The 23,943-nt window shown below is 64.6% G+C and carries 20 protein-coding genes and 1 pseudogene; 7 read left to right on the top strand and 14 right to left on the bottom strand.

What is annotated here, in order from left to right; genetic code table 11:
• The first annotated feature begins 75 nt into the window (after nt 1-75).
• From QN084_RS12550 to QN084_RS12535, 4 genes are all read left to right on the top strand, one after another.
• A complete protein-coding gene (locus QN084_RS12550; RefSeq protein ID WP_069695603.1) occupies nt 76-315 on the top strand; it encodes a hypothetical protein in 240 nt (79 codons plus the stop codon).
• Between the two features lie 236 nt (nt 316-551).
• On the top strand, nt 552-1,511 hold the full coding sequence (locus tag QN084_RS12545; RefSeq protein WP_069695602.1) for an IS481 family transposase: 960 nt from the start codon (nt 552-554) through the stop codon (nt 1,509-1,511).
• A 200-nt stretch (nt 1,512-1,711) separates the two neighbouring features.
• A complete protein-coding gene (locus tag QN084_RS12540) occupies nt 1,712-2,707 on the top strand; it encodes a hypothetical protein (protein ID WP_139128000.1) in 996 nt (331 codons plus the stop codon).
• 15 nt (nt 2,708-2,722) lie between these two features.
• Nucleotides 2,723-3,217, top strand: coding sequence for a hypothetical protein (locus QN084_RS12535; protein ID WP_139126827.1), 495 nt, complete (start codon nt 2,723-2,725; stop codon nt 3,215-3,217).
• A gap of 116 nt (nt 3,218-3,333) precedes the next feature.
• Here QN084_RS12535 and QN084_RS12530 read toward each other — a convergent pair.
• The 13 genes and pseudogenes from QN084_RS12530 to QN084_RS12470 all read right to left on the bottom strand — a co-directional run.
• Nucleotides 3,334-3,690: pseudogene (locus tag QN084_RS12530) on the bottom strand (Tn3 family transposase); the annotation flags it as partial.
• Nucleotides 3,691-3,716: 26 nt separating this feature from the next.
• Entirely contained in the window at nt 3,717-4,250 is a 534-nt protein-coding gene (locus tag QN084_RS12525) for a hypothetical protein (RefSeq protein ID WP_069695598.1), read from the bottom strand.
• 84 nt (nt 4,251-4,334) lie between these two features.
• Complete coding sequence (locus QN084_RS12520; protein ID WP_069695597.1) at nt 4,335-5,828, bottom strand: alkaline phosphatase; 1,494 nt, start codon at nt 5,826-5,828, stop codon at nt 4,335-4,337.
• 605 nt (nt 5,829-6,433) lie between these two features.
• Complete coding sequence (locus QN084_RS12515) at nt 6,434-7,801, bottom strand: CoF synthetase (RefSeq protein WP_069695622.1); 1,368 nt, start codon at nt 7,799-7,801, stop codon at nt 6,434-6,436.
• A 46-nt stretch (nt 7,802-7,847) separates the two neighbouring features.
• Nucleotides 7,848-9,182, bottom strand: a complete 1,335-nt coding sequence (locus QN084_RS12510) for a calcium:cation antiporter family protein (protein ID WP_206599692.1) — start codon at nt 9,180-9,182, stop codon at nt 7,848-7,850.
• Between the two features lie 315 nt (nt 9,183-9,497).
• Nucleotides 9,498-10,112 carry a methyltransferase family protein gene (locus QN084_RS12505; protein ID WP_069695595.1) on the bottom strand — a complete coding sequence of 205 codons (615 nt, stop codon included), beginning with the start codon at nt 10,110-10,112 and terminating at the stop codon, nt 9,498-9,500.
• 799 nt (nt 10,113-10,911) lie between these two features.
• Complete coding sequence (locus QN084_RS12500; RefSeq protein WP_069695594.1) at nt 10,912-11,547, bottom strand: thioredoxin-like domain-containing protein; 636 nt, start codon at nt 11,545-11,547, stop codon at nt 10,912-10,914.
• Nucleotides 11,548-11,570: 23 nt separating this feature from the next.
• Complete coding sequence (locus QN084_RS12495; RefSeq protein WP_069695593.1) at nt 11,571-12,260, bottom strand: DUF305 domain-containing protein; 690 nt, start codon at nt 12,258-12,260, stop codon at nt 11,571-11,573.
• Between the two features lie 905 nt (nt 12,261-13,165).
• Nucleotides 13,166-14,062 carry a polysaccharide deacetylase family protein gene (locus tag QN084_RS12490; RefSeq protein ID WP_069695592.1) on the bottom strand — a complete coding sequence of 299 codons (897 nt, stop codon included), beginning with the start codon at nt 14,060-14,062 and terminating at the stop codon, nt 13,166-13,168.
• A gap of 342 nt (nt 14,063-14,404) precedes the next feature.
• Nucleotides 14,405-15,316, bottom strand: a complete 912-nt coding sequence (locus QN084_RS12485; protein ID WP_069695591.1) for a metallophosphoesterase — start codon at nt 15,314-15,316, stop codon at nt 14,405-14,407.
• Nucleotides 15,317-15,590: 274 nt separating this feature from the next.
• Nucleotides 15,591-18,335 (bottom strand): rhomboid family intramembrane serine protease, encoded by a 2,745-nt coding sequence (locus QN084_RS12480; RefSeq protein WP_069695590.1) that lies wholly within the window; start codon nt 18,333-18,335, stop codon nt 15,591-15,593.
• A gap of 79 nt (nt 18,336-18,414) precedes the next feature.
• Nucleotides 18,415-20,454 (bottom strand): LCP family glycopolymer transferase, encoded by a 2,040-nt coding sequence (locus tag QN084_RS12475; RefSeq protein ID WP_139126826.1) that lies wholly within the window; start codon nt 20,452-20,454, stop codon nt 18,415-18,417.
• Nucleotides 20,451-20,618, bottom strand: coding sequence for a hypothetical protein (locus QN084_RS12470; RefSeq protein ID WP_168529502.1), 168 nt, complete (start codon nt 20,616-20,618; stop codon nt 20,451-20,453). The genes QN084_RS12475 and QN084_RS12470 overlap by 4 nt, the downstream gene beginning before the upstream one ends.
• Nucleotides 20,619-20,782: 164 nt before the next feature.
• Between QN084_RS12470 and QN084_RS12465 the strand changes: the two genes are divergently transcribed.
• Nucleotides 20,783-21,700 carry a diacylglycerol/lipid kinase family protein gene (locus QN084_RS12465; RefSeq protein WP_069695589.1) on the top strand — a complete coding sequence of 306 codons (918 nt, stop codon included), beginning with the start codon at nt 20,783-20,785 and terminating at the stop codon, nt 21,698-21,700.
• A gap of 146 nt (nt 21,701-21,846) precedes the next feature.
• On the opposite strand, the gene QN084_RS12460 is transcribed toward QN084_RS12465, so the two are convergent.
• Nucleotides 21,847-22,257, bottom strand: a complete 411-nt coding sequence (locus QN084_RS12460; RefSeq protein WP_069695588.1) for a phosphatase PAP2 family protein — start codon at nt 22,255-22,257, stop codon at nt 21,847-21,849.
• A gap of 488 nt (nt 22,258-22,745) precedes the next feature.
• Between QN084_RS12460 and QN084_RS12455 the strand changes: the two genes are divergently transcribed.
• The gene (locus tag QN084_RS12455) at nt 22,746-23,372 is read left to right on the top strand and encodes a Chromate resistance protein ChrB (RefSeq protein WP_069695587.1); all 627 of its coding nucleotides are present in this window, start codon (nt 22,746-22,748) and stop codon (nt 23,370-23,372) included.
• Nucleotides 23,373-23,415: 43 nt separating this feature from the next.
• Nucleotides 23,416-23,838 carry a hypothetical protein gene (locus QN084_RS12450; RefSeq protein WP_069695586.1) on the top strand — a complete coding sequence of 141 codons (423 nt, stop codon included), beginning with the start codon at nt 23,416-23,418 and terminating at the stop codon, nt 23,836-23,838.
• Nucleotides 23,839-23,943: the final 105 nt, after the last annotated feature.

Genomic DNA, 23,943 nt, shown 5'->3' with positions numbered 1-23,943 from the left:
TCCCCGCACGTAGCCCGGCTGCGTAACCAGCGCAGGATACGCTGATCCAATACTGCTCGTGCATTTGGAGGAGCCATGCTGAATTACTTCCGTGAAACACAAGAAGCGCGAATAGCTACTCCCGGGCGGCGTATCTACAACTACACTTCTGCTGGCGTGATCCTTGTCGTCATGGTATTGGTTTTTGCGGGCCTCACACCTCTGTGGCTCTTTTGGGTTGCCTTTCCCATGTCTCTCGTTCTGGACGCCCTCTTGACTAGAAAGTGGGTCAGAGAAGATGCGCTCAGAGATTATCGAGCCGCCCAGCGGCAGTAGGCTTGCCGCTGCCTGCCCCGTTGACGTACGAGGCCGGCGAAAGTAGTTCCTCCCTGAGTTGAGTGATTGTTTCAACTTCTTTGGAGTCCACCAGGACGGCTTGATCGGTACCCACTGAAGGGCTAGTTGTATTAACCACAGACGTTAGTGACATCCGGCGTGGTGCGGTGACAAAAAGAAGACCTCCGAGTGGAGTGGGGCTTGTCTAGAGTCCAATTCCACAATCGGAGGTCTTCATGTCCCACCCTAATGCTTTTCTGGCGCCAAAAGGCCGGCTGCACCTGGCTAGGTGCATCGTCGAGGACGGGTGGCCGCTTCGTCGGGCCGCAGAGCGGTTCCAGGTTTCCGTCCCTACCGCCGCACGCTGGGCCAGCCGGTACCGCGAGCACGGCGAGATCGGGATGGAAGACCGTTCCAGCCGCCCGCGCCGCTCTCCCTCGCGAACCCCGCAACGGCGCGAGCGGCGCATCATCGCCCTGCGCCTGAACCGACGCTGGGGTCCTGCCCGAATCGCGTATCTTCTCGGTCTCCAGCCCTCCACCGTGCACAGGGTCCTCTCCCGGTTCGGACTGGTGAAACTCTCGTGGCTGGACCGCGCCACGGGACGGGTGATCCGCCGCTATGAGCACGAGAAGCCCGGCGACCTTGTCCACGTCGACATCAAGAAGCTCGGACGCATCCCAGACGGCGGGGGCCACCGCGTCATGGACCGCGCAGCAGGGAAGAAGAACAAGACCGGGAGCCCATCGAACCGGCGTCCGGGCTACGCCTACTTGCATAACGCCGTGGATGACCACTCCCGATTCGCTTACACCGAGATCCTGGCTGACGAGAAGAAAGAGACCGCCGCTGGCTTCTGGGAGCGCGCCAACGAAGCATTCAACGCGGCCGGCATCACCGTGAAGCGCGTACTCACAGACAACGGTTCCTGCTACCGCTCATACGCCTTCAAAGACGCCCTTGGCCCAGACATCAAACACAAGCGGACCAGGCCCTACCGCCCTCAAACCAACGGTAAAGTCGAACGGTTCAACCGGACCATGCTCGAGGAATGGGCCTACGCCCGGACCTACACCTCTGAGTCCGAACGCGTTGCGGCCTTCCCGGCCTGGCTGCACTACTACAATCACAACCGAGGCCACACCTCACTCAAGGGTCAGCCACCCGCCAGCCGGGTCATCAACGTCTGTGGTTAATACAGCTAGTGACCGAAATCTGAAGAAGCAGCAGCAAATTTTGTTTTATCGACACGGTGAAACATTGTGTCTTGATTCGACTGGAAGATAGTCTTCATTTCCTTAGCCCATCTGGCATGAGAATGGATCTATTCTTTTGGGGGAAATAGATGGCCAAGTTCTGGTCTGCGTCCGTGCCCGTGAAGGCTTGCGCTGTGGCGGTGGCACTTTGTCTTCTTTCTCCGGCCGCTGCCGGACAGGCGTTAGAGGACCCCGATGCCGCAGGGTCTGTGGAGGGGGCGGCTGCAGTCATCGAGTCAGCGGCAAAAGCCGCCGGGCAGGACGATGCCCTGCCGGTTCAGCCGGATGTAGAAACGCCTGAGTCGATCAGCTCGAGCGTTCGTGAAGGCACCGTTGAGATCACCAGGGACGGCACTGAGGCCGTGGCGGTGCTCGATGGTGGACCTGATGGACTCCAATTGTCTCTTGGCCTACCGGCAACGGACAATGCTGAAGACGCCCAGACAGCCCAAGACGGGACCACTGTCTTCGAGGACGGAAGCGGTCTCGTGGATGTGGGTGTACAGACTCTGGAGGACGGCGCAGTTCGAGCGCTGACGGTCATCAATGAAGCGCAGGCCCCGACGCGCTATGACTACGAGATCAACGTCGCGGAAGGGATCGTCCTGAAACCGACGGATGACGGAGCGATTGCCCTGGTAGGGGCGGACGGATCGGCGCAGGGCATGATCATGCCTGCGTGGGCCGTGGATGCCAACGGCGCAAACGTGAAAACACGTTACGAGGTCTCCGGGAACACGGTCACCCAGGTTGTCGAGCACAACGCTCCGGGGGTTGCGTACCCGGTGGTCGCGGACCCGAAGGTGTACTACGCCTGGTGGCAGCTGTTCACTTGGTCGGAGTGGCGCTGGAGCAGCGCATACCGCATGAACCAGCTCTCGATGCAGCTTTCGGGCTGGGGACGCTATGACGTTATCTTCAACGCCGGTCAGTTCCTGAGCTCCGGCTGGAATCTCCTGAAATCGCGGCATTCGTCATGGATCTTTACCCCCTCCATGCGTCAACAATGGGAATGTCATGTTTTGGGTGGGGTCGCGGAATGGGGAACGTTCGATCTTGAGTACGAGCGCCGCTCCCTGCCGAACTGGCGCAGTCGGATCGGTATGCGGCCGCTCTCCCAGACCTGCAACTGGTAAACGGAGGACGAGTAAATGGCACGACACTGGCCAGCTGTGGCCGCCTTGTGGTTGGCCGGGGCGGTCCCGTGGGCGCTGGGGGCCTATGCGGTCTACATCGAGTCGCCCCAGTACACGGGCCTGGGGCTGGTTGAGTCGTACCAAGGCTTCCAGGTAGGTTCGAATGTCGGAAATGTTCTGTGGTTTGTTCTGTGGACAGGGCTCAGCGCTTTATTCTGCTGGTTCCTCTCCCGTAGGACCAGCAGGCCTACGACCCTGCCAAAAATGATTGCGTTCGTGCTGTTTTGCTACACGGTCCCGGCCCTGCTGGTGTTCCTGCCTGAAGCTGCGATGGGTTTTGCGGTTTCCCATGTGCGGGCATTTACCGATGCCACCGCGCCGCATTCCAGCGTTGTGGACGCACTTTTACTCAGCGGCGGCGCTGCCCTGCTGGCTGCGCTTGCCATTTCCTTGGGTGAAGCAATGTACCGAAGTCAACGCCGGACGAGGGACGCGCCCGTAGGGCGCTAGTTTCATGGGGACGCACGTGGCGGCGCCACGGAACCCTCAATGGCTAGATAGATGTCGGCCCGAACAGGTACAAAGGGCTACCAGGGGCGGCTTGTGAAAAAGTGAAATATCCGACGCTAAGGTTTTGCCGAGCGACGTAGGGGCCTGTATTTGCCGGGTTTGATGTGGTTGGCGCGCGGCCAGGTGTAGTCGCCGGTGAGGTTGATGTGTTCCCAGCCCAGGGGTGAGAGGAACCGCAGGAAGTCCGGGTCGATGTCACCGCCGTTGCTGGCCAGGGTGGAGACGGTGCGGTCAAGGTAGACGGTGTTCCAGAGAACGATGGCCGCGGTGACCAGGTTCAGCCCGCTGGCGCGGTAGCGCTGCTGCTCGAAGGAGCGGTCACGGATTTCGCCGAGCCGGTTGAAAAACACGGCCCGGGCGAGGGTATTCCGCGCCTCGCCCTTGTTCAGGCCTGCGGTGACTTTGCGGCGCAGGCCGGGGTGCAGGCCGTGCCGGCAGGCTACTCATTGACGAGGACGGGTACGCCTACGGCCGCTGAAACGGCTTTGGTCTTTAGCTCGGCCGGTACCGGGATGCTGAACTCTTCACCTTCTTCAGGCGGTCCCGAGTGGTTATGGCCCTCGCTGCCGCGATGGTGCACGAAGCGGGCAGTTCCAAGGAAGGTGCCGTCGTCATCGTAGAACCCGGCGAGTACCTGGAGTTCGAGCAGGTCGCTGACATCACTGGTTATCCTGACTGCTCCGGTGGCGGCCTGTCCGTCGAAGGCCAGGCTTTCGACCACCAGCCTGTCATCGAACGGTCCCTGGACCTGGAGGACCTGGCCCGGGGACGGCCGGGTTGCCTGGAGTCCGGACAGGTCCGGTTCGCCCTCTGCAGCGGCCAGGCCAGGGAAGGATGTTTTGGCGGCGGCGGCCGGCGGGACGTTGCCGCCGGGCGCAGTGGTAGAGGCCCGTCCGCCCAGTGCGACGAAGGCAAGTACTGTCAGGGATGCAGCAACGAGGGCTGCTATCAGGAGAATCCGTTTGCGGTTCATGGTGTTCCTTTGGATGTGCAGTGGCCCGGGGGCGTCTGGTCCCCGGGCCACTGCCGGTCTTGCAGTATTGGTGTTCCGTGAAGGTCAGCGCAGGACGCGTAGGGCGTTGCCCACGATGTCGAACAGATCGGTGTTGTCTACGCTGCCCTGCAACTGTTCGGATCCTGAACCGTAGGCGTAAACCGGTACGTCGGCGCCGGTGTGGTTGCCGGAGAGGTAGGTCAGCCAGAGACTGGCCTCCTTGGAGCCGTCCTTGACTTCGGCCGGGTCATTCGGGGTGCGGAAGGTGGCGGGGCCGAAGTTCTTCGGGTCCGCGGCGCCTGCACCGTTGATGATGCCGGTGGAGCGGGCCGGGTCCTTGGCGTTGCCGCCGGGCCGGGTCGGGGTGGAGTTATTGGCGGTGTTGCCGGAATCGACGTTGACCGGGGGTGCGGTTGCTTCGGCGTTGGTGAAGGAGCCCTTTTCGATGATGTTGAACCCGGCGCATTCGTGGTCTGCGGTAACGATGACCAGGGTGTTGCCGTCCTTCTTGGCGAAGTCCAGGGCTGCGGCGACGGCGTCGTCGAAGGCCTTGATTTCCTGTAATGTCTGTGCCGCGTCGTTGGCGTGGGAGCGCTTGTCGATCAAGGCACCTTCGATCTGCAGGTAGAAACCGTTGCCGCCGGCTTTCTTTTTCTGGTCCAGCAGTTCGATGGCTTTCTTGGTCATCTCCGGCAGGGAGGGCTCCTGCGCCTGGGGGGCGGCGGGGTTGTCCTGCTTGGCTTTTTCTACGGTCAGGTTGCCCTTGTTGAACAGGCCAAAGACCTTCTCCCCTGCGGCCCCGTTCAGGTCCGTGCGGGTGGCCGGGATCTGGCTGGAGACCGAACCCAGGACGGAGTAGCCCTGCTCCTTCAGCGCGGTTTCATCCGAGGCATCGAAGCGGCCCATGCCGCCGCCTAGAATAACGTCGGCGGTGCCGTTGCGGGCGATCTGGTCGGCGATCGGGGTCACCCGGACGTCGGTGGTGGGCAGCGCCGCGCCGGTGATGGTGGTGTCCTGGCATGCGGCGGCGGAGTAGGCCGGGCCCTGGCAGCCACGGGCGAGGGCGTGGCTCATCTGCGCGGCCGGTGACGCGTCGGTGATTTCAGCAGTGGATACATTGCCGGTGCGATAGCCGGCCTGCTTGGCCAGCTCCATCATGGTCGGGACTACGGCGCCCTTGGCGTCCACCCCGAGGGCAGCATTGTAGGTCTTCACCCCGGAGGCCCAGGCGGTGGCTGCGGAGGCGGAATCGGTGACAAGGTTCGGCTTGAAGTCAGCTTGCCCGGGCTGGCCGGAGTTTTTCTCCACGGCGTAAGTGCTCACGTAGCCCTGGGCCGGTAGAGTTTCCATCGCCAGTTTGCCCTCGGCACCGTAGAAGCGCTCCCTGGCCGCCGTGACGTGGGTGCGGCCCATGCCGTCACCGAGCAGGTAAATGACATTTTTGGCCCGGCCGTTGTTCCCCTCCGGGGCGGCGGTGGCGGGGCCGCTGAGAGCAACGACGGTCAGTACTGCGGCAACAGCCGCCGTTGAAGTGAGCATGGATAGGGTGCGACGCATCAGGGATCTCCCAAAGAAAAAGTGCGAGCGGTTGACGGAAGGGCCGGGGCCCGGGTTGAACCCTAAGGCCGCGATCTTCACAGGTCCGGACTCCCTGATGTCCAGCTGGCGGCCGGCAGGTAAACGCTCGATGCTGGCCGGACATTCACCGATACGCGCTGACCTTTATGCTCCCGGACGCCTTCAAGCTTGCCTGGCATCGCAGAGCGGCCGGCCACCGAACCGGAGTTTAGGTCCAGAAAGTTCTGCCATTCACCGGGGCCGGGCGGTCCGGGAAGGGTCATCCGTGCCGTTCGGGCAGGTACGGCCGCAGCAGAGGCAGCGGCCGCTGCTGCGCAGCAGTTGAGGACGCGGTGGCCATTGGAGAAGCCCGCGCGCCACAGCACCGTGTGCCGGTTGGCTCCTCTGGCCACAGCAGTGGACTTGCAGGACCGGCCATGCTGGCGTCACACCCGGTACAGTCCGTGATGGTGATGACGCCTATGCTCAGGTCCCCGGAGCCCGTGGCGTGGCGGCGCAGTCCCTGCCTTGGTGCAGTTGATTTGAAGTGGCCCCGCATGTGCCGGCGCCAGGAACGCCTGGGAGACAGGCCCCGCCCAGCCCTTCTACGGGGGCAGCGGGATGACTGTGCGGTGCTTGCCGCCTGGAGTGAGGCGCGGTGGCCCGGGATCCCTGGCCAGGGCCACGTTGCCCAGTCCGTGGCTGGTCAGCACGGCGGTGATCTCGGAGCGGGCGGCTTCCCAGACACTCCCGGGATCCGCGCCAGTGGCGGCTTGCAGCCGGAGGGTGAGACTCTGCGGTCCTGTCTGGACGATCTGGCCCTTACTCAGTCCCTGCACCTTGTCCAGGGCGGTACTCAGCGTCAGGGGTGTTATTGAGACGGGGAGCCGGTCATTGCGTTGGAGGGTCAGCAGCTCCGCGGTGCGTCCCTGCACGTGGATGGCCGGGGTCGGGTCCCCGCAGGGGCAGGGATCGGGCCGTGCCAGGACGCTGTCGCCGAGGTCGTAGCGCAGGATGGGTTGAATGCGGTTGGCCAGGTTGCTCAACAGCACGCTGTGCGAGGGCCGGCCGGGCGGGACCGGTTCATGGTTCGCGTCGACCGGCTCCAGGATGACCCAGTCGCTGTTGACGTGGAGCCAGCCTTCCTGGCAGCTGTAACTGAGGAAGGGGCACTCGGTCGCGGCGTAACCCTGACGGACGGGGGCTCCGAACGCGGCGCTGATCCTGGCGTACTCTTGGGCGGGCAGCCCCTCGGCGGAGAGGACAACGGCCGCCGGGTTGATGTTCAAGCGTCCTGCTTCCTGCTCGGTTGCCAGCAGCCGGCCGGTGGAGGCGTAGGGGGCAAGAATTGCCGGGCGGAGGCTGTTCAGCTGCGCGACGAGATCCGGCATGGGAGTCTGGACGGGGAAGACGCCCACGATCTGCCGGGTTCGTCCTTTGCGGAGCGCGGCGGCGGCTGCTGCCGAGGCGAAGTGACCGCCGGTGGCTATGACCATGGCGATGCGCCCGCGGCCGCGGATGATCCGTGCGACGTCAGCGGGTGTGAGCCAGGAGATGAGCATGCGGAACGTCAGGGCCTGGGCCACGGCCAGGGATCTGGGGTCGAGCACGAACACCCCCCGGGTGCCGGTGGTCCCGGACGTCGTGGCGACCGTATAACGCCTCAGGAATTTCGTTCCGACCAGCGACGGGTCCGCGACGAACGCCTGCGTGTTCTCCAGGGTCACGTCAGGGTCTGTGACCCAGTCATCGAAATGAGCCATCAGTTCGGCTTTGTTCGTCACCGGCAGCGGACCCGGGTCGGTGAGCCGGGCCGGCAGGCCCTGGTAGAGCCGACGGTAGTACGGGGAGCTTGTCCGGGCGTAGGTGACCATCTCCGACAGCCGCTCGCGTTGGCGGCGCATGATCGCTGCGCAGCCCTGTTTCCGGGCGGCGCGGGCATCGAGGAAAAGCCCGAGCTGGGTTTCTCTCATAAACAGTCCCGGCATTTTGCGGATCCTCCACGGGGGTTGTGCACGGTCAAGGGGTCGGCGGCTCGCCCGCCACTCTCGCGGAGGCCCTGCCGCCGAGTCCGGTCCTGAGCACATTGAGCAGGGACCGTCGGCGTCGGATGAGCAGCCACCCGGCCAGGACCAAATAGATGACGGCGACGATCAAACGCTCCGCCCCCCGCAGATCCGGGGGCAGGGTCCAGGCGGCAATGAACTGCGCGAAGAAAAGCCCGAGGAGCGACCATGCGCCGGCCCGCGTCAGGCGCCCGCCGATGACCAGGCTAACGGCGAACATGGACTGGGCTGCGGTGAGCAGCAGTTCCTCCCGCTGCACCGCATCGACCGGCAGTCCCTTCAGGGATCCGGCCGAAAAGGCAAACACCAGGGGAAGGATTCCCACCAGCAGGGTCCATTGGTTGATCTTGGAGGAAATAAGCGCCCCCAGGGCCGCCGCAGACTGCAGCTTCCAGGCCAGCAGCACGACGGCGATGAATTCGGGAGTCTCCGAAGCCAGCGGCGCCACCCATTGCACGAGCAGGAATTCACTGACATTAAGCTGCCGCCCGGTCTGGACAAGGCTGTCGGCGAAGGGTTCGGCCACGACGATGATAACCGCGGCCGCGGCCGCCAGCATTCCGACGGTCATGAGCCGCCGGGCACGGAGGGGAAGCTGCGCGATGCGCGTGGCGGGACCGAACAGTTCGGATTCCTCATCATCACCCTCGTCTCCCTCCGCAACGGCGTGTCCGAACTTGGGCTCCATCGGCGAGGCGGACGGGCGCAGTCGCCACAGATACACGACGAAAATCCCGAAAAGCACAACGGTGTCAAGAATCGTCAGGGTCTCCCGCAGAGGCAGGGTCAGGGCATAGACGCTCGCGACCGTGAGGAACGCCAGCTCAATCACCTGAACCTGGGCGAGCTGCACTGCTTCCGGACCTGCCTCCCCGGCCCGGCCCGGGCCTTTGCGCCTGAGGGCCAGCAGTGCCACGAGCGCCACGACGGACCAGCCCACCCCGATGAGCAGCCGGTTGGCTCCTGTCATGTTCGCCAGCGCCAACGGTGCATAGGCAGGGTCCGTGCCTGCCTTGGCAGCGAAGACCACATCCACCGCATACTCGGGCAGGACCGCGATCAGGGCCAGCAACGCCAAGGCCAGCCCTTCCCCGAGGTCGATTTCGGCAAGTTCGGTGCCCCAGGTGAGCAGAAACGCGGCCCCGACAACGGCAGCCGCGAACGCGGCGGCCGCCACCACCGGCGGCACCCCGACTCCGCTCAGCCGCAACAGGACCCCGGGGACCATGGCAGCCACGGGAAGAGCCAAGCCGCCGGCGATGGGTCCCATGGACCCTGCGCGGCTCACGGTGACGTTCCCGGCCGGCGGGCCGGAGCGACGGGCGCCCGGGACCCGCCCCGTGGACGGTCAGGGCCGTCCCCGGCCATCGGGGTGCTTTTCATTCCTGTTAACTCCTCCAGCCGTGCGTTCGGGAAATTTCCCCGGGACGCTGAAAGCTGCGGTGCTGCACCTGAGTCCGGCCACCATGCCACAACAGGGCCCAGGAGCCTGTCCCGGCAAACCGCAGCTGCCAGACCCAGAACCGCTGATATCGTCATTGGCCGATAATATCGCCGCTGACCCTCTGTGAAAAGACTGATTGCTGGTTCCCTTGCCGCACGGTCATGTCCCGGGGCGCCGGTGGCGGCCGATGCCGGGCAGGAAGCGGCCCACGCGCGCGGCATAGTCCATGTACTCCGCGCCGTGGATGCGGCGCAGGTAGGGCTCTTCGACGAGGCGCACCTGTATCTCGATGCCGATGAGTGTCACGGCCAGGCCGGCGATTGCCACCGGATTGGGCACCATCAGTGCCATGCCCAGGAACGCGACGGCCACGGCGGTGAAGACGGGGTTGCGCACCAGCCGGAACGGCCCGGTAGTCATCAGCGCAGTGCGCTCTGCCTCGTCGACCCCAATCCGCCAGGACGCACCCAATGCAAGTTGGGTGGTGAAGGCTGCAAGGATTCCGAGTACCGCCAGCACGAAACCCAGACCGTGCACGACGGGGTGGTCCGCAACGGCGAGCAGAGGCATGCCGGCCCAATCGGCCAGAGGCGCACCGAGACCAACCAGCAGGAGCCCGAGGTCGACCGCCGCAAGCCCCCACCACTCCACCGAGCCCCGTGGCAGCAGAGTCCGCCGGCTCCCCCAATCGCCCGTTGGCCCCCGCTGGACCAGTGTCCGGACACCGGTGAGCAACATGAAAGCAGTGAACAGGGTAAAGGCGGCGAGGGCCATCACCCGTGACTCCCTGTTGGTAAGGGTCTGGCGGCCACGCCGAGCAGGTAGGCGCCGCGGATCCGCGTAAGCGAGCCGGTCACCACGAGCCCGCGGCGGGCCAGGGCGTGTGCTGCGACCTCCTCGAAGTAGAACCGACCACCCGGTGCCAGAACCCTGGCAACCTCGGCATTCGGCCGCACGCCAGTCAGGGATGTGGTGAATGATCCCGAAGTCGAACACCGCGTCATTGCCGCCATCACCCACATCCAGCGCCGAAGCCAAGCCGCGGCGCCGAGTTCACCACTGCGGCCTCAACCTTGTTCATCAACATCGCAATCCGTCCCATCGTCAATGTGACTATTATCGGCTCAGCCCGTTTCGACTGGCTGGGCCGCCGACAGTTGACTTTTGGGATGATGGGCACCCGCGGCGGCAGTGTCACCAGCAGGGGAACTGCGCCCGGATGGCAGGCTTCTAGCGGCAGCTGCTGGACGTCCCACAGAAGTTGATTCCGAGCCGTGCGTGCCTATCCGAACAGTCCGGACAGCGCTCCCACGCCTGGCCCGTGAAGAAGGTTGGGGCTTCCTGGCCCCCAACAGTTCAGCGGATTGCCGTCACGGTGCCAGGGAAGCTTGGAACCGTCGGCAGCCCGGAGTCAGCACTTATCGGGAACGGTCCGGGAAAGCATCGAGCGGGCTTCGCCACTCTGCTGGACATCGTCTTGTGCCTGGGCCGGACACACTGCGTGGGCCGCCCCTGAGCGCCGCGTCATGGTCCATTGTCGGTATCCGGGCGTGAACACGAAAGTGCCTTTGTGTCAGCCTTGGACGCCGCCGGTGCAGACGGCTCCGGGTTCGGGGGTCTGGGGGCCCTGCCGGTATTTCTTGAGGAAAAGTGCCAGCCGGGCGTCGCCGCTGCTGTCAACGGAGAGCTGTTTGCCCCAGGCGGTCACCGTCACGGCCGATTGCTGCGCTGGCAGGGGGCTGAGCACGATGTAGGTCTGGTTGCCGGCCAGTGCCGTCAATTCCGCGATCTGGTCCTTGGCGAGGTCGGGCCGGTAGGTAAGCCACACGGCGCCGTGTTCAAGGGAGTGCACGGCGCGGGTCTGTTCCACGGGTGCGGTGTAGATCCCGCAGTTGGTCCACACCGGGGCATGGTCGCCTCCGGTGGCCGGGGTCCGGGGGTAGTTCACGGGTTCACGGGTGTGGTTCCGTGACTGGCCGGGGAAGTCCTGTTCGCCCTCGATGGGGCGGGTCGCCGCGGCCGTCGTTTCTTCACGCTTTCTCACTTCGCCGACGACGACGAACGCCACCGAGGCGATGATCGCTGCGACCACCAGACCACCGATGCCGTAGATCAGCCATGCCTTGCGTCTGTCGGCGGCGCGCTGCCTGGCCTGCAAGGCCTTCACGATCGCCTGGCGTTCCTCGGGCGTCTTCCGCGGTGCGGACATGATGTTTCCTTTCCTGGACCCTGTCAGAGTCTGCCGCGCAGCTCCTGGAGCGCCGTGATTTCAGCGGTCTGGGCCTCGACGATGCCGGCGGCGAAATCCCTGACCTTCGCGGTTTCGGCCAAGCTGGCCGCGGCGCGAGCCATGGCCACGCCGCCCTGGTGGTGGCGGATCATCAGTTCGATGAACAACCTGTCCGCTTCCGCACCTGCGGCCCCGCGCAGTTTTTGCAGCTGCTCCGGTGTGGCCATGCCCTCCATGCCGCTCTCTGACCCGGGGTGCTGGCCCATGGTCGAGGAGTTGCCCCCGTGTTCGCCGGTTCCCATCCACGCCATCGGGGGGACAGATCCGGCCTGAGGCAATCCCCAGTCCACCAGCCAGGCGAACATCTGGCCGCTCTGCTGCTGCTGGGTGGTGATGATGTCATAGGCGATGGTGCGGATCTCCTCGTTGGCGGACTTGTCCCTGATGAGCAGAGCCATCTCAACGGCCTGGGCATGGTGAGCCTGCATATCCCGGGCGAATCCGGCGTCGGGCCCCGCATCGGATACCGGGGCAGGGCCCGCGGTGAGGCGGCCGACGGCGAAGAACGCTGCAGCGGTCAGAACAAGAACGGTGAGCAGGACCAGCCACAGCCGGCCCGTCAGCGGCCGTGGCCCGGGCTTGGCCGGTTCGGGCGCCTCGCTTCCGGCCGGAGCCGTGGTGTCTTCGTTCATGCCTGCCTTCGGGGTTCAGGGTCTGTCCGGTGAAGAGGACCACGATTTGTGCACCTGACAGCCCGGGGTTAGCCGCCTACATAAAGTCTGTATCAGAGTATCCCGTTCCAGACATTGCAGTGTTTGACGGCAGGGGCGTCGTTGCCAGTGACGATGCAGGTTTTTGCCGTGATGTGTCGAGCGGGTCCATGAAGAACGCGGGAAGCGGTGGGCGTGTGGTGCGGCCGGTGAAAATCGTGCGCGGATACCGGGCTCGGGAGCGCACCGTGGCCAGGGACCCTTTGGTTTTGGGTTCGCGATAGGCGAAGGTGGATCTTTCATGGATCAGGACGGCAATCCCGATACCGACGGCCCCGTGATGGTTGCCGGGACCAGGATGGCGACGATGCCCAAGCTTGGCCACAGGTTCTGACGGATGATACGGGCTGAGGTCCACGGCGAATAGGAGCCTTGCCAGGTGATTGCGGGGGCGGCGTTGACGCCGTCGCCGACCAGGGCAACCTTGTGTTCCCTGGTGTGCAGCTTTCGATCATTGCTGACCGTGTCATTGGCAGCAGGTCGCCCCGGGCCTCGTCGTGTCCGAGGTCCCCGGCGACGGCGTGTGCGACGGTCTGGTTGTCTTCGGTGAGATGGCTCTTCTCCGTGGCCCGAGGGCATCCTCCGGGCTTCCTCCGCCAACCCGTACTTCGAGGGCCACGTTAGTTTGGGGCCGTCGCGGTGATCGCGGCAGTGCTTACCTACCTGTTAGTCGCCGGCAAGGTCACTGCGACCAATCGCTTCCGCTGACGAACTGGCATCTGCTCGGGCGTCGCCCCATGGGGCGGGTACACTTCGCTGTGGCGTAAGGGACGCATTGGCGTGGGCCAATGCACTTTGGCCGGGAAGAACGTCCAGTACGAGTTGCCTCAGGGGAGGCGTATAAACGGTGTTCCACGGGCCGCGAGGGAGTCCAGGGCCCGTGCCATGCCCTCGGCGGTTCCACCGCGGGGATGGTTGCCGTGACAGATGATGATGTCCCCGGGACGGGCTTTTGCTGCTTCCCGTGCCACGGTTGTGGCCGAGTAGGTCGCACCGCCATCGGCATTGATGCTAAAGCCGGCCGGGGTCAGTCCTAGGACGCCGACGATCTGGGCAGCGACGTCGTCGAGGTAAGCGGTGCCGGACCGGAAGAAGCGCGGCCTTGCCCCGGTGAGCTGTGTGAGGGTGACGTCGTTGGTCATCACCTCGTCGTAGACCTCACCGGCATCTTGGGTGCCGGGAATCCCATAGGCGGACTTGCCGGTTATGGACAATGGTCGGTGCGAGGTTCCGTGATTGGCCAATTCAAACAGTGGGTCGGCGGCCAGTTGGCGGGCGGTCGCGGGATTGGCAGCAAGCCACCTGGAGTTGAGGAAAAGCGTCGCGGGGACGTGCCGCTCACGCAGGGCGGTGAGAAGGGCCTGGTCAATGTCGTTGCCGCCGGGGCCGCCGCAAAAGTCCACTGTCACTGCTATTCCCGGTGTTCCCGGGTCAAGCCGGGTAAGGGCGCCGGGAGCTTCGAGGCCCCAGTAGTGCGGGTTTCGGCCGCCGAAGGCGTTGATGACGTCCGTCCGCGACGGGGGTGGGGTTTTTGGCGACGCGGTCTGTGCAGGTGGTGCTGGTTGGACCGGTGGAGACTCGGGCGGTGCGCCAGACGCCGTTGTCTGCGGGAGGCGGCTCTGTCTGCCCGGGAGTGCGGCTGCCGTGGCCAGAATAGTGAGCAGGACGGCGCGCCTGGTTGGCCGGGAGCCGCATTGCCTCAGATGCCGGGGGGTGCCTTCCATGCTGCGTCCCGGTTTCAGAGAAGTTTAGAAGGAACCGGGCGAAGAATCGACCGAAGAGCAGGACGGAGAAGAGCGGCACCGGCGATGTTCATCATAATAATCGAAGGATACCGTCCGCCTTGCCTGTACTTGAACGCCCCGTAGGTCCCAGTCATCACCAACCAGTGTCCAAATCCCCGTTGGTTCATCCGTAAAAAACTTCCGGTGCCAGACCATACTATGGGAGTACCGGGTCCTCTGGGAGGGATCGGGGTCAACGTGGAGGACGGTGTAAAGACGCTGCGTAGCAAGGGCTGCAGATTGCCTACCGCCCTGCTCCGGACGCTGTTCTACGCGTCTTCGTTATGGCCGTCGGATGGTGAAAGCATCCGTGAAGGAGTAGCCCGCGGCCGGGACAAACCTGGCCGAGAGTTGTTCTGTTGTTGCTGAAACGTCGAGCGTACCCAGGGCGGGATCGCGGTTCGTTCCTGACCAGGCGGCGAAATAACCTGCTTCAGCATCGGAGTCGTTTATATCCCGCAGTCCCACGCCGCCGACCCCCACTGTGGCGAAGACCGTTCCGGCGTCCCGGACCATGGTTGCACTGGTATTGGTGATGCAGGCCGGAGAGAATCTTTCCGGAACCAGTGCCGGGCAGGCGGCGCCGGTTCCCAGCTGATAGGTACGCTGGTAGTTGTGCTCGTGCCCCGCCAAGACAAGGTCCACCTTCTTGTTCAGCAGCATGTTAAGGAGGTCCTTGCCGATCTGGCAGCTGTATCTTCCGACGCTGAGGCAGGGAGCGTGCATGCCGACGACGGTCCAGGGTATGTTCGCGTTTTTCGCGCCGTCGATGGCGTCCGCCGTCCAGCGCCAGCGTTCGCTGTTTTTTGAGTAGTCCAGCGGCTTACCCTCTTTGAAGTTGATGCCCGGTGAGACCATCACGAACCGGATCAGAGGGCTGGTCGCGGGGACATCGACGTACCGTTGGGTCCCGTAAGCCCCTTGGAGGCCGGGCAGTTTGTTGGGCAGACATTTGACGAAGTTCTCGATGTTTCCGTCCTGGCCGTTACTCTCATGATTTCCTGTGATGAGCTGGTAGGGAAAGTCTGCGCCGAGCTTGTCCGTGACCATCTTGCAGAATTGCTCTTCCATTCCGGCTTTGTAGGACAAGTCTCCGAGCACGAGATTGAGCTGGGGGCTGAGGCCGGCGATGGTATCAAGTACCGTGGTGGCGCCCGTGCCGATGCCGATGTCCCCTTGGGCAGTGAAATGCACCGGGGACGCCGGCGGGCCGGGCGGGAACGGACCCGGAGGAGGCGGACCGATTTGGCAGCAGGCCAACGCAGGCTATGACGGCCACCACTATGGAAACCGTTCCCCGTTTCACAATCCTCAAATCCATCTGCGCTCCTCCCGCCTGATCGGGCGCGGCCGCCGTGCCCGATCATTTCCCCCCGCCCGTTCCCAGCGCTCCGCCCCGGACTGGCCGGAGGCGACCAGACTGCAGGCAGAGTGAGAACGGGACTTCTGGAAAGCCTCAGCACATCACTCAGCCGCCTTGCCTGGACGTAGGGTGATCAGGTCTTTCCTTCCGTTCCGGTGCCGGGGTTATTCCACTGCTTTGCTCCGGCGATGACAGCTGCTGGCCCCTGTTTTGCCGACCGCCTCCGCTGTCCCGGGGCACACGGTCCCGGCCTGGATGCGATGCGGTGGTCCCACGGCCAGACGCAGCAGTTCGGCCGCGCAGCAGCATGCGGCGCAGCAGCGCCAGGCTTTCTCGAAAGCTGATCGCTGGCAGATAGGCCCGGGTGACCGCGTTGCCGATGGCGGGCAGCGCGGCCGCGTCGGGATAAAGCATATAGAGCGGCTCATACCGAGGCCGGAATTTCGCTTTGAAAGCCAGCAGGGACCTGAACCCGTAGACCGGCTCCAGGGTCGTCCCCAGCCAGTCAAGCAACCGATCAAGCCCCCCCGTGCCCGGTGGCACAGCTGTTGTTGGCCCGGGACCGACCGAGCCTGCCCGGGCCAGAGGCGCCCCCGAGAGGCTGACAAACTCGTACCCTTCCTTCTTGAAGCTGAGCACGGCGGAAGCGATCAGAAACTCGATCGCGGGGCGGAAGCCACTGCTGCGGCGGCGCATGAAGTCCAGCGTCCAGCCAACGACGCTTCCGCTGCGGTAGACGGGAAGCCATGACACGAGGGCGTGGACAGTGTGATGATCGTCAACGGCGAGCAGGCACCGGACATTGGGGTCCTGGAGCTCGTCCAGACTCCCCAGAGTAAAGCCCATCTCCGGTATTTTCTTATCTGCAACCCATTCTTCGGAGATCTCCTGGATCTCGGCCTGCCAGGACAGAGGAGCTGTGCTGTAGGCGATCCATTCGGCGTGGATCCCCGCCTTCGCAGCGTTGTTCATCGCCGTGCGGATGTCCTGGAACTTCTTTCCCTGGAATGACACTGAGTCCAGGGACAGCACCGTCTCCTGGGCAACCTGCACCGATCCCCATCCCAGCGAAGCGGCACGGTCCCGCAGTGTCTGGTCCACCGAGTAGAAGCACGGGGTCCATCCGTGCTCGCGGCAAAACCGGGCAAAATCGGAGAGGACTGTTTCATTCCCGCTGTCCGGACCGACAGGGCCGGACAGCGCCAGCGCGATGCCTGAGATGACACGGTAGGCGATGAAACTCTCGCCGGTGGCGGAGAACCAATAAGTGTTCCCGGTCCATGTTGTCATCCAGGACAGGGACCCGCCTCCATGTGTTGTGAGGATTGCACGGGCGCGGTCTTCCCCGCGGTGCTGGACGGGAGCCGGGCGAAGGAATGACTTGAGGACAAGCACGCCTGTGACGGCCCAGAAGGTGACCCCTACGCCCTCGTAGAGCAGGACCGCGGCCGGGCTTTGGGGGAAGAAAGCCGGGGGGATGTCCATCGTGAACGCCAGGGGAAGAAACCTGTCCGGAACATCTGCGAGCAGCTCAGCCGGACCCGGAACGGGGGAGAAATCCCGGGCCAGGGCCAGCCCGGCGCCCACGTACACCACGCCCAGGGCCGCTGCCGTTCCAGCAAGACGGAGCCCGAGGGATCGATAAGTGCCTGCCGGGGCGGCGACCGGGAAGAATTTACGGGTCACCAGCAACACAAGGGTCAGGGCGGCGGGCAGCAGCAGTGGCAGCAGCCAGGCCAGCGGGTACGCGTCCCCGATTGTTCCGGCGGTGCTGATCCCTTCAGCGGCCCGGGTGTCCGGCGCTGCCGGCTGCAGGACTCCATTGATGGTGATCCCGGCCAGCACGGAGAGGCTGAGCTGAATCAGCGCAGCGCCGGCCCAGGCGAAGCGCCGCCCGCGTCTCAGACCATCGGCGAGCAACAGCAGCAGGAAGGAGGGAAGGATCGCCATGAAAATCCCCCCGGCCCCGGCACGAAATTGCAGCTGGGCCGCCGCGCAGTGCTTGGCCTGGCCCGGGTCACTGCAAAGGATCTGGAGCTCCTGTGGATCCACGGGCTGGATATTGGTGAACAACAGCCGCAGGACAGACAACGGTCCGGCCGCGTGCGGGACCAGGCCGGCCACGACCGGTCCGATGGCGGTCACCGCAACGAGGAGCGCGATCAGGACACGGCCTTCGTGCCGGGAGGTGACGGGGCGTCCGAAGTGCGTCCGCCGGCGGAGCATGACCGGTCCCAGAAGTGCGCCCGCACCGGCCGCAGCCAGCCGGACCAGATCGGCGAACCCTCCGCTGTAGAGGGCCAAAAGCAGCAGCAGTGAAAACACCACCAACCGGATCCGGCGCCGCCACAGGGTCGGCATCGCCGTGGTTGCCAGAATGAGGGTACCGGCAATGAAAGCGCTGGGACCCAGGAAATGATGCCCGCCCATGGCCCGGGCCCAGCTGCCCATCACAGCCCGTGCAGCGACGACCAAACCGACGGCCGCTCCGACACCCAAAACCTGGACACCCAGGGCGGAAGCGCCAAATCTCAGGCTTCCTATCCGGCGTTCCAAGGGGATGCCGACGGTGAGCACCATCATGGTCGCCAGAACATATCCCGCCAAATTCCCCGCCCAGAACGCCGACGTGAGCAGGGTCCACCACTGGCCCGGGACTGAATGCGCAGTTGCAGCCACTTGGGAACGCATCGGCCCCTCGGGCCCGGAGAAGAGGCTGAAAGACAATGCGCCCACGCCCCAGAAAACAGCGACAAAGCCTAGCGTCACCGGCGCGCGGGCCAGCAGCGCGGACCACTGCCGGGGATGCAGGGCACGGCGGGACCCGGTCATGGGAAACAGTGCCGGCACCTGAGGAACACTCCTTTCATGGCGGGGACCCTGGACTTCCTCCCCGGGCACAGACGCTGCCGGGGTTGAAGGGGGTTGTCTATCCAAGCGGGTTCGCGCTCTGGCAACTCTGGTCGTTCGCGGTCTGGGCAACGACATCGTCGGGGCCCGGTGCCGGGACCAGAGGCCTGTTCCCGGCGGCGAAATCTTCGCCCGCATAGATCTGCACGCCCCGGACGGTAGCAAGTTCCTGCACGTTTGAGGCCGGGAGGGCGAACATTGCGGCCAGGTCAGCAGCAACGTCAGCAAAGCCCGGCCCATAGTAGACCATGGTCTCTGCCCGCGGCTGGGCCGGTATGCGGGCCAGGTTCGTAAAACCATTGGCGGAGAGCAGCGCCGCGATTTCCTGGCTTCTGCCAGCTACCGCTGTTCCATTGGCGACGGTGATCGGCTGGAGGGCCTTGTTGTACCCGGTTTCCGCCGGTTCCTGCGGCGGCGCGGAGGAAGGGGCAGGGGCTGCCGCAGCCTGGCTCAGATCGGGGTTTTGCTTGAGGGCGGCAAAAAAAGCACCCGCGGCCGGTTCACTCAAAGCCAGCCTGTTGGGATCCGATGCCGCGGGGGCATTAGGTACGGTGATGAAGTTGACCTTAGCCGGATCAAGGTTCTTGAGCCTGTCGGCAATGGTCAACAGCGCCGGTGCCGACGCGAGACCTTCATCGACCGTCAGGTTCTTTGTCACGGTATCGGCGATACCCAGCATCTTTTGCGGGTCGCCCAGAGTCCCTTCGGCCTTGAGTTTACGAGTCAGGGAACCAAGGAACGCCTGCTGTGCTTTGATCCGGCCAAGGTCTCCGCCGTCCGCAAATGCATGGCGGGTGCGCAGAAACGCCAGCGCCTGGTCTCCCTGGACCTGAGAGGTACCTTCGGGCAGACGCAACCCGGAGTCGGGATCGAAGACGGCGGAGCTGACGCACACCTCAACGCCCCCTACGGCGTTGGAGAGTTCCTTCACCGCGTTGAAGTCAGCCATCAAAAAGTGGTCGATTTCGGCAAGGTCTCCGCCAAAGCCGGACAGTGACCGGGCGGCGACCGTCCGGGCGTCCGCGGCCCTTCGGGTGGCGTCGAGATATTCCTTCCTGACCCGGATCCCGTCCACCTGTGACTGCAGGGTCTGAAGGGAGCGGGCCAGTGCGTCCTCCTGGTCCCGTAAGGCTTCATCCTGGCGCCCCAGATCGGTCAGGCTCCGGTGCAGGACGGCCCGGCGGCCCAGCGCCTCCCGGGCCATGGTTTCCTGCCCTGCTGCGATTGCCTGTCGGGCCTCCTTCTGCAGTTGGTGCATGAGGGCGGATGCCCGCTGTGCGCGGAGGTCGACCCTGGTGCGCGCGGCGGCGATACCGGCCAGGCCGCGGCGCAACTGCCGGAACGTGTCCTGCTGCCGCGCGAACAGGGTTTCGAGGGTCTCACACGGTTTCCCGGCCTGGTCCGGTGTGCCTGTGGTTCCGGACCGCAGCAACACGGCCATTCGTTTACTGATCTTCATGGCTTCCCCGCAGCGGATGGCAGAGACGGCGGCGGACCGGCTTGTCATGTAGCCGCAGGATCCACCCTGCCTTTTACAAACCACCGTTGCTGTCCGCGTTGACTGCGAGGTGATCCTCGCCAGAGGTTCGGCGGGGAAATGGCCGGAGCTGGAGTAGCTCTGTATCCAGGCTTGCAGGACCTGGCTCTCGGTGGCAAGCCGGGCAGCGACATCGTTCTCCAGGTCATCGGTGCCCAGTGCGATGGCTGCATCTGTCAAGGTGCTGCGGACGTCACGGGCGGCACGCTCAATCCGCGCCAGGTGCGGTTCGAAGGCGGCGGCCCGTCGCGAGTTTTCGTCCGGCTCCCGCTCGGCAAGCCGCAGCTGGCTGTCCAGCGCGGACCCGGACCGGGTAAGAGTGTCCATGATGGCCGGGATTTCCTCGACCGGGCGTTGCTGGTCACGGAACAGCTCGACAGCACGGGTTGTGGAATCCAGGGTTGCGCGTAGCCGCAGGCGCTTCTGGGCAAGCTTGCGGCCCACACCTTGGGCCCCCCGGGCCCGTACCGTGAGCAGACCTCCCTGGAGCGCTTTTTCCTTGCCTTCCTGGACCCGTTTCACCGCACCGGACGCTTTGCCCGGCGCACGAGCACCCCGACAGAAACCAAGACGGCGAGAAACAGGACCAGCACGAGGATGAGGATGAAAAGTACTCCCGGGCCAAGCATTGAGAACATTTCGATTCCGCCTCGCTCGGCATCGGCGGCAATGAAGATGTGTTGCACGCCAACCTCACTTGCAAATGTTACATTCGTAGCAGTTCAGTGTCTTATCCTAGCAGTCCGCTCCGGTACGACGGGGGGCCTCCGTGCGGAAAACAACCTTGCCACGGTGCCCGAACGTGGTGCCTCCCGACAGGCTGTGTGGGCAGAGATAAGGGCAACCGGGGATGCAGACCAAGCAACAACTCCAAGAGCATATCCGCAGGGACAGGCGCGCGGTCCTGCTGGTCAACACGGCGTCCCGGCGCGCCGGACGTTTCGCAGACCGCGCGCGGTCGCTCCTGGAAGACCGGGGCATGGCCTTCGACAGGGTCCTTGAAGTGCCGGACGGACGAGAGCTCGGCGCCGTACTCGCCCAGGCCCTGGCCCTGGAACCGGCGCTGCTCATCGTCGGCGGCGGCGACGGGACTCTAAGCCGCTGCGCGGCCGCTTTGGCCTACCGGGACACCGTTCTGGGAATCCTTCCGCTGGGCACGACCAACAACTTCGCCCGAAGCATGGGGATTCCCCTGGAGCTGACGGCGGCCGTGGAGGTAATCACGACGGGTAAGGTTGCCGACGTGGACCTGGGCATGGCCAACGGCCGGTATTTTGCCAACGTCGCCGGCGTCGGGCTCTCGGCCCTGGTCGCGGCCGGGACGGGGCCACGAATGAAACGACGTCTGGGTCGTCTGGCTTACGTGGTCACCGGCCTGCGGATCCTGGCCAGGCATAGGCCTTTCAGCGCCTGGCTCGACTCCGAGTCCGCCGTCACCCCACTGATCACGCACCAGCTGGTCATCGCAAACGGCGGCTTCCACGGAGGAAGCCCGATCCGCGGGGCAGGCATCGATGACCGTCTGTTGGCCGTTTTCGGGCTCGGCGGCGGACACCGGGCTGGTTTCCTGGTGGAGCTGGGTCTCTTTGTCCTCGGCTTCCACCGTCCGGCGACCGGCTTTCTACTCATCGATCGGCTCAGGATCGAAACCGGGCGACCGGTTCCTGTCGAACTGGACGGCGAGCTGGCGGGCACCACCCCGCTCCTGGTGGAGGTCGCGGCGGAGGCATTGAAGATCATGGTCCTTCCCAGCTTCCAGGATGACTGAGTGAGCGCCGCCACCAGGGTTCCTTGCCGGACCGCCGGAGTCGGTAACCGGCGGGCGGAGGGACCGTTTTGTCTCACGCCGAAGAATGGCAACGGGGCCGTTCCACTGCACGTTCAGCGCCGTTGGGCATGAAGAGCTGCCAGCTCTTATACTTCTCGGACACCGGATTGCCTTTGCCTGTTTCTGTTTCGAGACTTTCGGCGAAGCGTGAGGTGCAGACGGTGGACTGTGATGACCACGGCGAGCAATGCTGCACCGAGGGTCCACGCCAAAAGAACATCGGTGAGCCAGTGATGGCCGAGAAACACCCTGGTGAGCCCGATAGTGACGGCGAACCCTGCAGCCAAGGCAAAGGCCGACGCACTGGCCCGGCCGATCAGCTGCTTACCGACGACAGTCATGAGCAGGGATCCGGCTCTGGCAATGATAATGAGAACAAGAGGTGTCCAGGTCCGTTGCCGGAGAGTGAGGATGATGATGGCAACCAGGGCAAGCCCGGGCAAAACAGTCCCCGCCGGCGAGATCACCGTCGGCACAGGACGGTCCAGGGCGGCCACCCCGTCGGAGTCTGTCTTCGCCTCGTACTCCGGAAATCGCGGTCAGCAGGCCGGCGATGACGGCGCCTGCCAAAACGATGAGGATCAGCGCCCCGTGCCGCCCGAGACGGAGACTGAGTCGGTGGACCCCGGACGCGAGGGCCCGTGCCGCCGGTGTTTTCCACCAGATGAGGTCGTGGCTACCGACGGACTTGTCTTCCGCAGAGGTTTCTTCTTCGCGCGGTAGAGGGCTATCAGGGCGTTGGTTCGTGGTTTCGGTCGCTCCTGTTCGTGAATCCTGGCGGGCTGTTCATGGTGCTGCCCGACAAGCCGTTCCTCCGGTCGACCTGGCTGACGCAGGACCTCGCGTCGGTTGCCGGAGGAACCCCCTTGAGAATGTGATCGCTGGTTGAGAGTCCGTCTCCTATGGCCCCGATTCAGCCGTTCCGGGTTTCTGCAAATTGCAACGAGGCAAACAGGGGTGCGGACCCGGGAGGTAGCATGAAGACATGGATGAGGACGATCAGGGGCGGTGGCTGATGGTGACCATCTCGACTGCCGGTGCCCCGGCGGCCCTGCGGGTCACAGTCTGGCGCAAGCTCAAAGAACTCGGTGCCCTGTACCTGCAGCAGTCAGCATGCCTGTTGCCCGCAAAGGCCCCAACACTACGGGCCGCGGCCCAGCTGGCCGGCCGGGTGATCAGGGACGGAGGAACAGCCCGAGTGCTGACCATTTCCTTCCCTGAGCGGGAGCAGGAACAGGAAATAATTCGGGAGTTGCAGAAGGCACGAAGCGGCGAATACTCCGAAGTCCTTAAACGCTTTCCGGCGTTCTTCGCCGAACTGGAAACCGAAACGGCACGCGGACGCACAACGTTCGAGGAAGTCGAGGAATCCGAAGCGGACCTCGCACGGTTCCGCACTTGGCTGCGCAAAATCGCCGCCCGCGACTACTTCCCGGCCCCCCTCGGCACGCAGGCGAGGAGCGAACTGCGCCGAGCCGAGGAAGCGATGGCCCGGTTCGCCGAAGCAGCCATACTGGCTGAGGCCCCCGCCCCTGTCGAACAGGTCCACAACGCCGACCACGGGGGCAGGAACAAGGACCCCGCCCCGGTGCTGCGCGCTGTTGGCCCCTGATCTGGGCACTGACGGTTACTCACCGACCTCTATGAGCAGCGGCATGCAACGCAAAGCACGGCGGGCCGCTGCCCTGGTCATCGTGGTACTGGCCAGTGTGAGCCTGGCCCTGGCGCGGGTCGCGGACGTGACGGGTCCGGTGAGGCAGTTCGAAACCATTGCTCTGATCCCCGCCATCGCCGTGCTGATGGTGGTCATGGCCGGCTACCTGATCAGGGGCCGGTCAGCAGGTCAACCCTTGGTACTGACGCGCCGGAGGTGGAAATACCGTGTCCTGATGATTACTGCGGTCGCCGGCGCTGGGATCGTCTGGCCCCTGTCTCTGGTCCGCCCACACGAGTTCCTGATCGCCGCCTACGTTCCTGCTGTCCTGGCGAACCTGATATTCAATCTCTTCGAACGGCGCACCCCGAACGTCCACGGACCCAAAGGAAGGGACCAGATCGACCATCCCTCAGCGACATGAGAACCCCGCCCGGCCGCATCCAGAACCTCCGAACCAGCATCGGAGACAAAACCCCATCAACCGCATTGACGACCCCCAGCCGGAACCACAAGGTCGCCGTCCGCC

It is taken from the genome of Paenarthrobacter sp. R1 (assembly GCF_030264015.1).
Lineage (GTDB): Bacteria > Actinomycetota > Actinomycetes > Actinomycetales > Micrococcaceae > Arthrobacter > Arthrobacter ureafaciens.
The sequence above is the reverse complement of the archived record's forward strand: the minus strand, read 5'-3'. Positions and strand labels throughout refer to the sequence as shown.

What these genes read in the sequence shown, in the direction of transcription:
- QN084_RS12520 (WP_069695597.1), bottom strand. Translation starts at nt 5,828, where the DNA reads ATGCGTCGCACCCTATCCATGCTCACTTCAACGGCGGCTGTTGCCGCA.
- QN084_RS12535 (WP_139126827.1), top strand. Translation starts at nt 2,723, where the DNA reads ATGGCACGACACTGGCCAGCTGTGGCCGCCTTGTGGTTGGCCGGGGCG.
- QN084_RS12495 (WP_069695593.1), bottom strand. Translation starts at nt 12,260, where the DNA reads ATGAACGAAGACACCACGGCTCCGGCCGGAAGCGAGGCGCCCGAACCG.
- QN084_RS12450 (WP_069695586.1), top strand. Translation starts at nt 23,416, where the DNA reads ATGCAACGCAAAGCACGGCGGGCCGCTGCCCTGGTCATCGTGGTACTG.
- QN084_RS12490 (WP_069695592.1), bottom strand. Translation starts at nt 14,062, where the DNA reads ATGGAAGGCACCCCCCGGCATCTGAGGCAATGCGGCTCCCGGCCAACC.
- QN084_RS12465 (WP_069695589.1), top strand. Translation starts at nt 20,783, where the DNA reads ATGCAGACCAAGCAACAACTCCAAGAGCATATCCGCAGGGACAGGCGC.
- QN084_RS12500 (WP_069695594.1), bottom strand. Translation starts at nt 11,547, where the DNA reads ATGTCCGCACCGCGGAAGACGCCCGAGGAACGCCAGGCGATCGTGAAG.
- QN084_RS12525 (WP_069695598.1), bottom strand. Translation starts at nt 4,250, where the DNA reads ATGAACCGCAAACGGATTCTCCTGATAGCAGCCCTCGTTGCTGCATCC.
- QN084_RS12550 (WP_069695603.1), top strand. Translation starts at nt 76, where the DNA reads ATGCTGAATTACTTCCGTGAAACACAAGAAGCGCGAATAGCTACTCCC.
- QN084_RS12515 (WP_069695622.1), bottom strand. Translation starts at nt 7,801, where the DNA reads ATGAGAGAAACCCAGCTCGGGCTTTTCCTCGATGCCCGCGCCGCCCGG.
- QN084_RS12545 (WP_069695602.1), top strand. Translation starts at nt 552, where the DNA reads ATGTCCCACCCTAATGCTTTTCTGGCGCCAAAAGGCCGGCTGCACCTG.
- QN084_RS12455 (WP_069695587.1), top strand. Translation starts at nt 22,746, where the DNA reads ATGGATGAGGACGATCAGGGGCGGTGGCTGATGGTGACCATCTCGACT.
- QN084_RS12505 (WP_069695595.1), bottom strand. Translation starts at nt 10,112, where the DNA reads ATGGCCCTCGCCGCCTTTACCCTGTTCACTGCTTTCATGTTGCTCACC.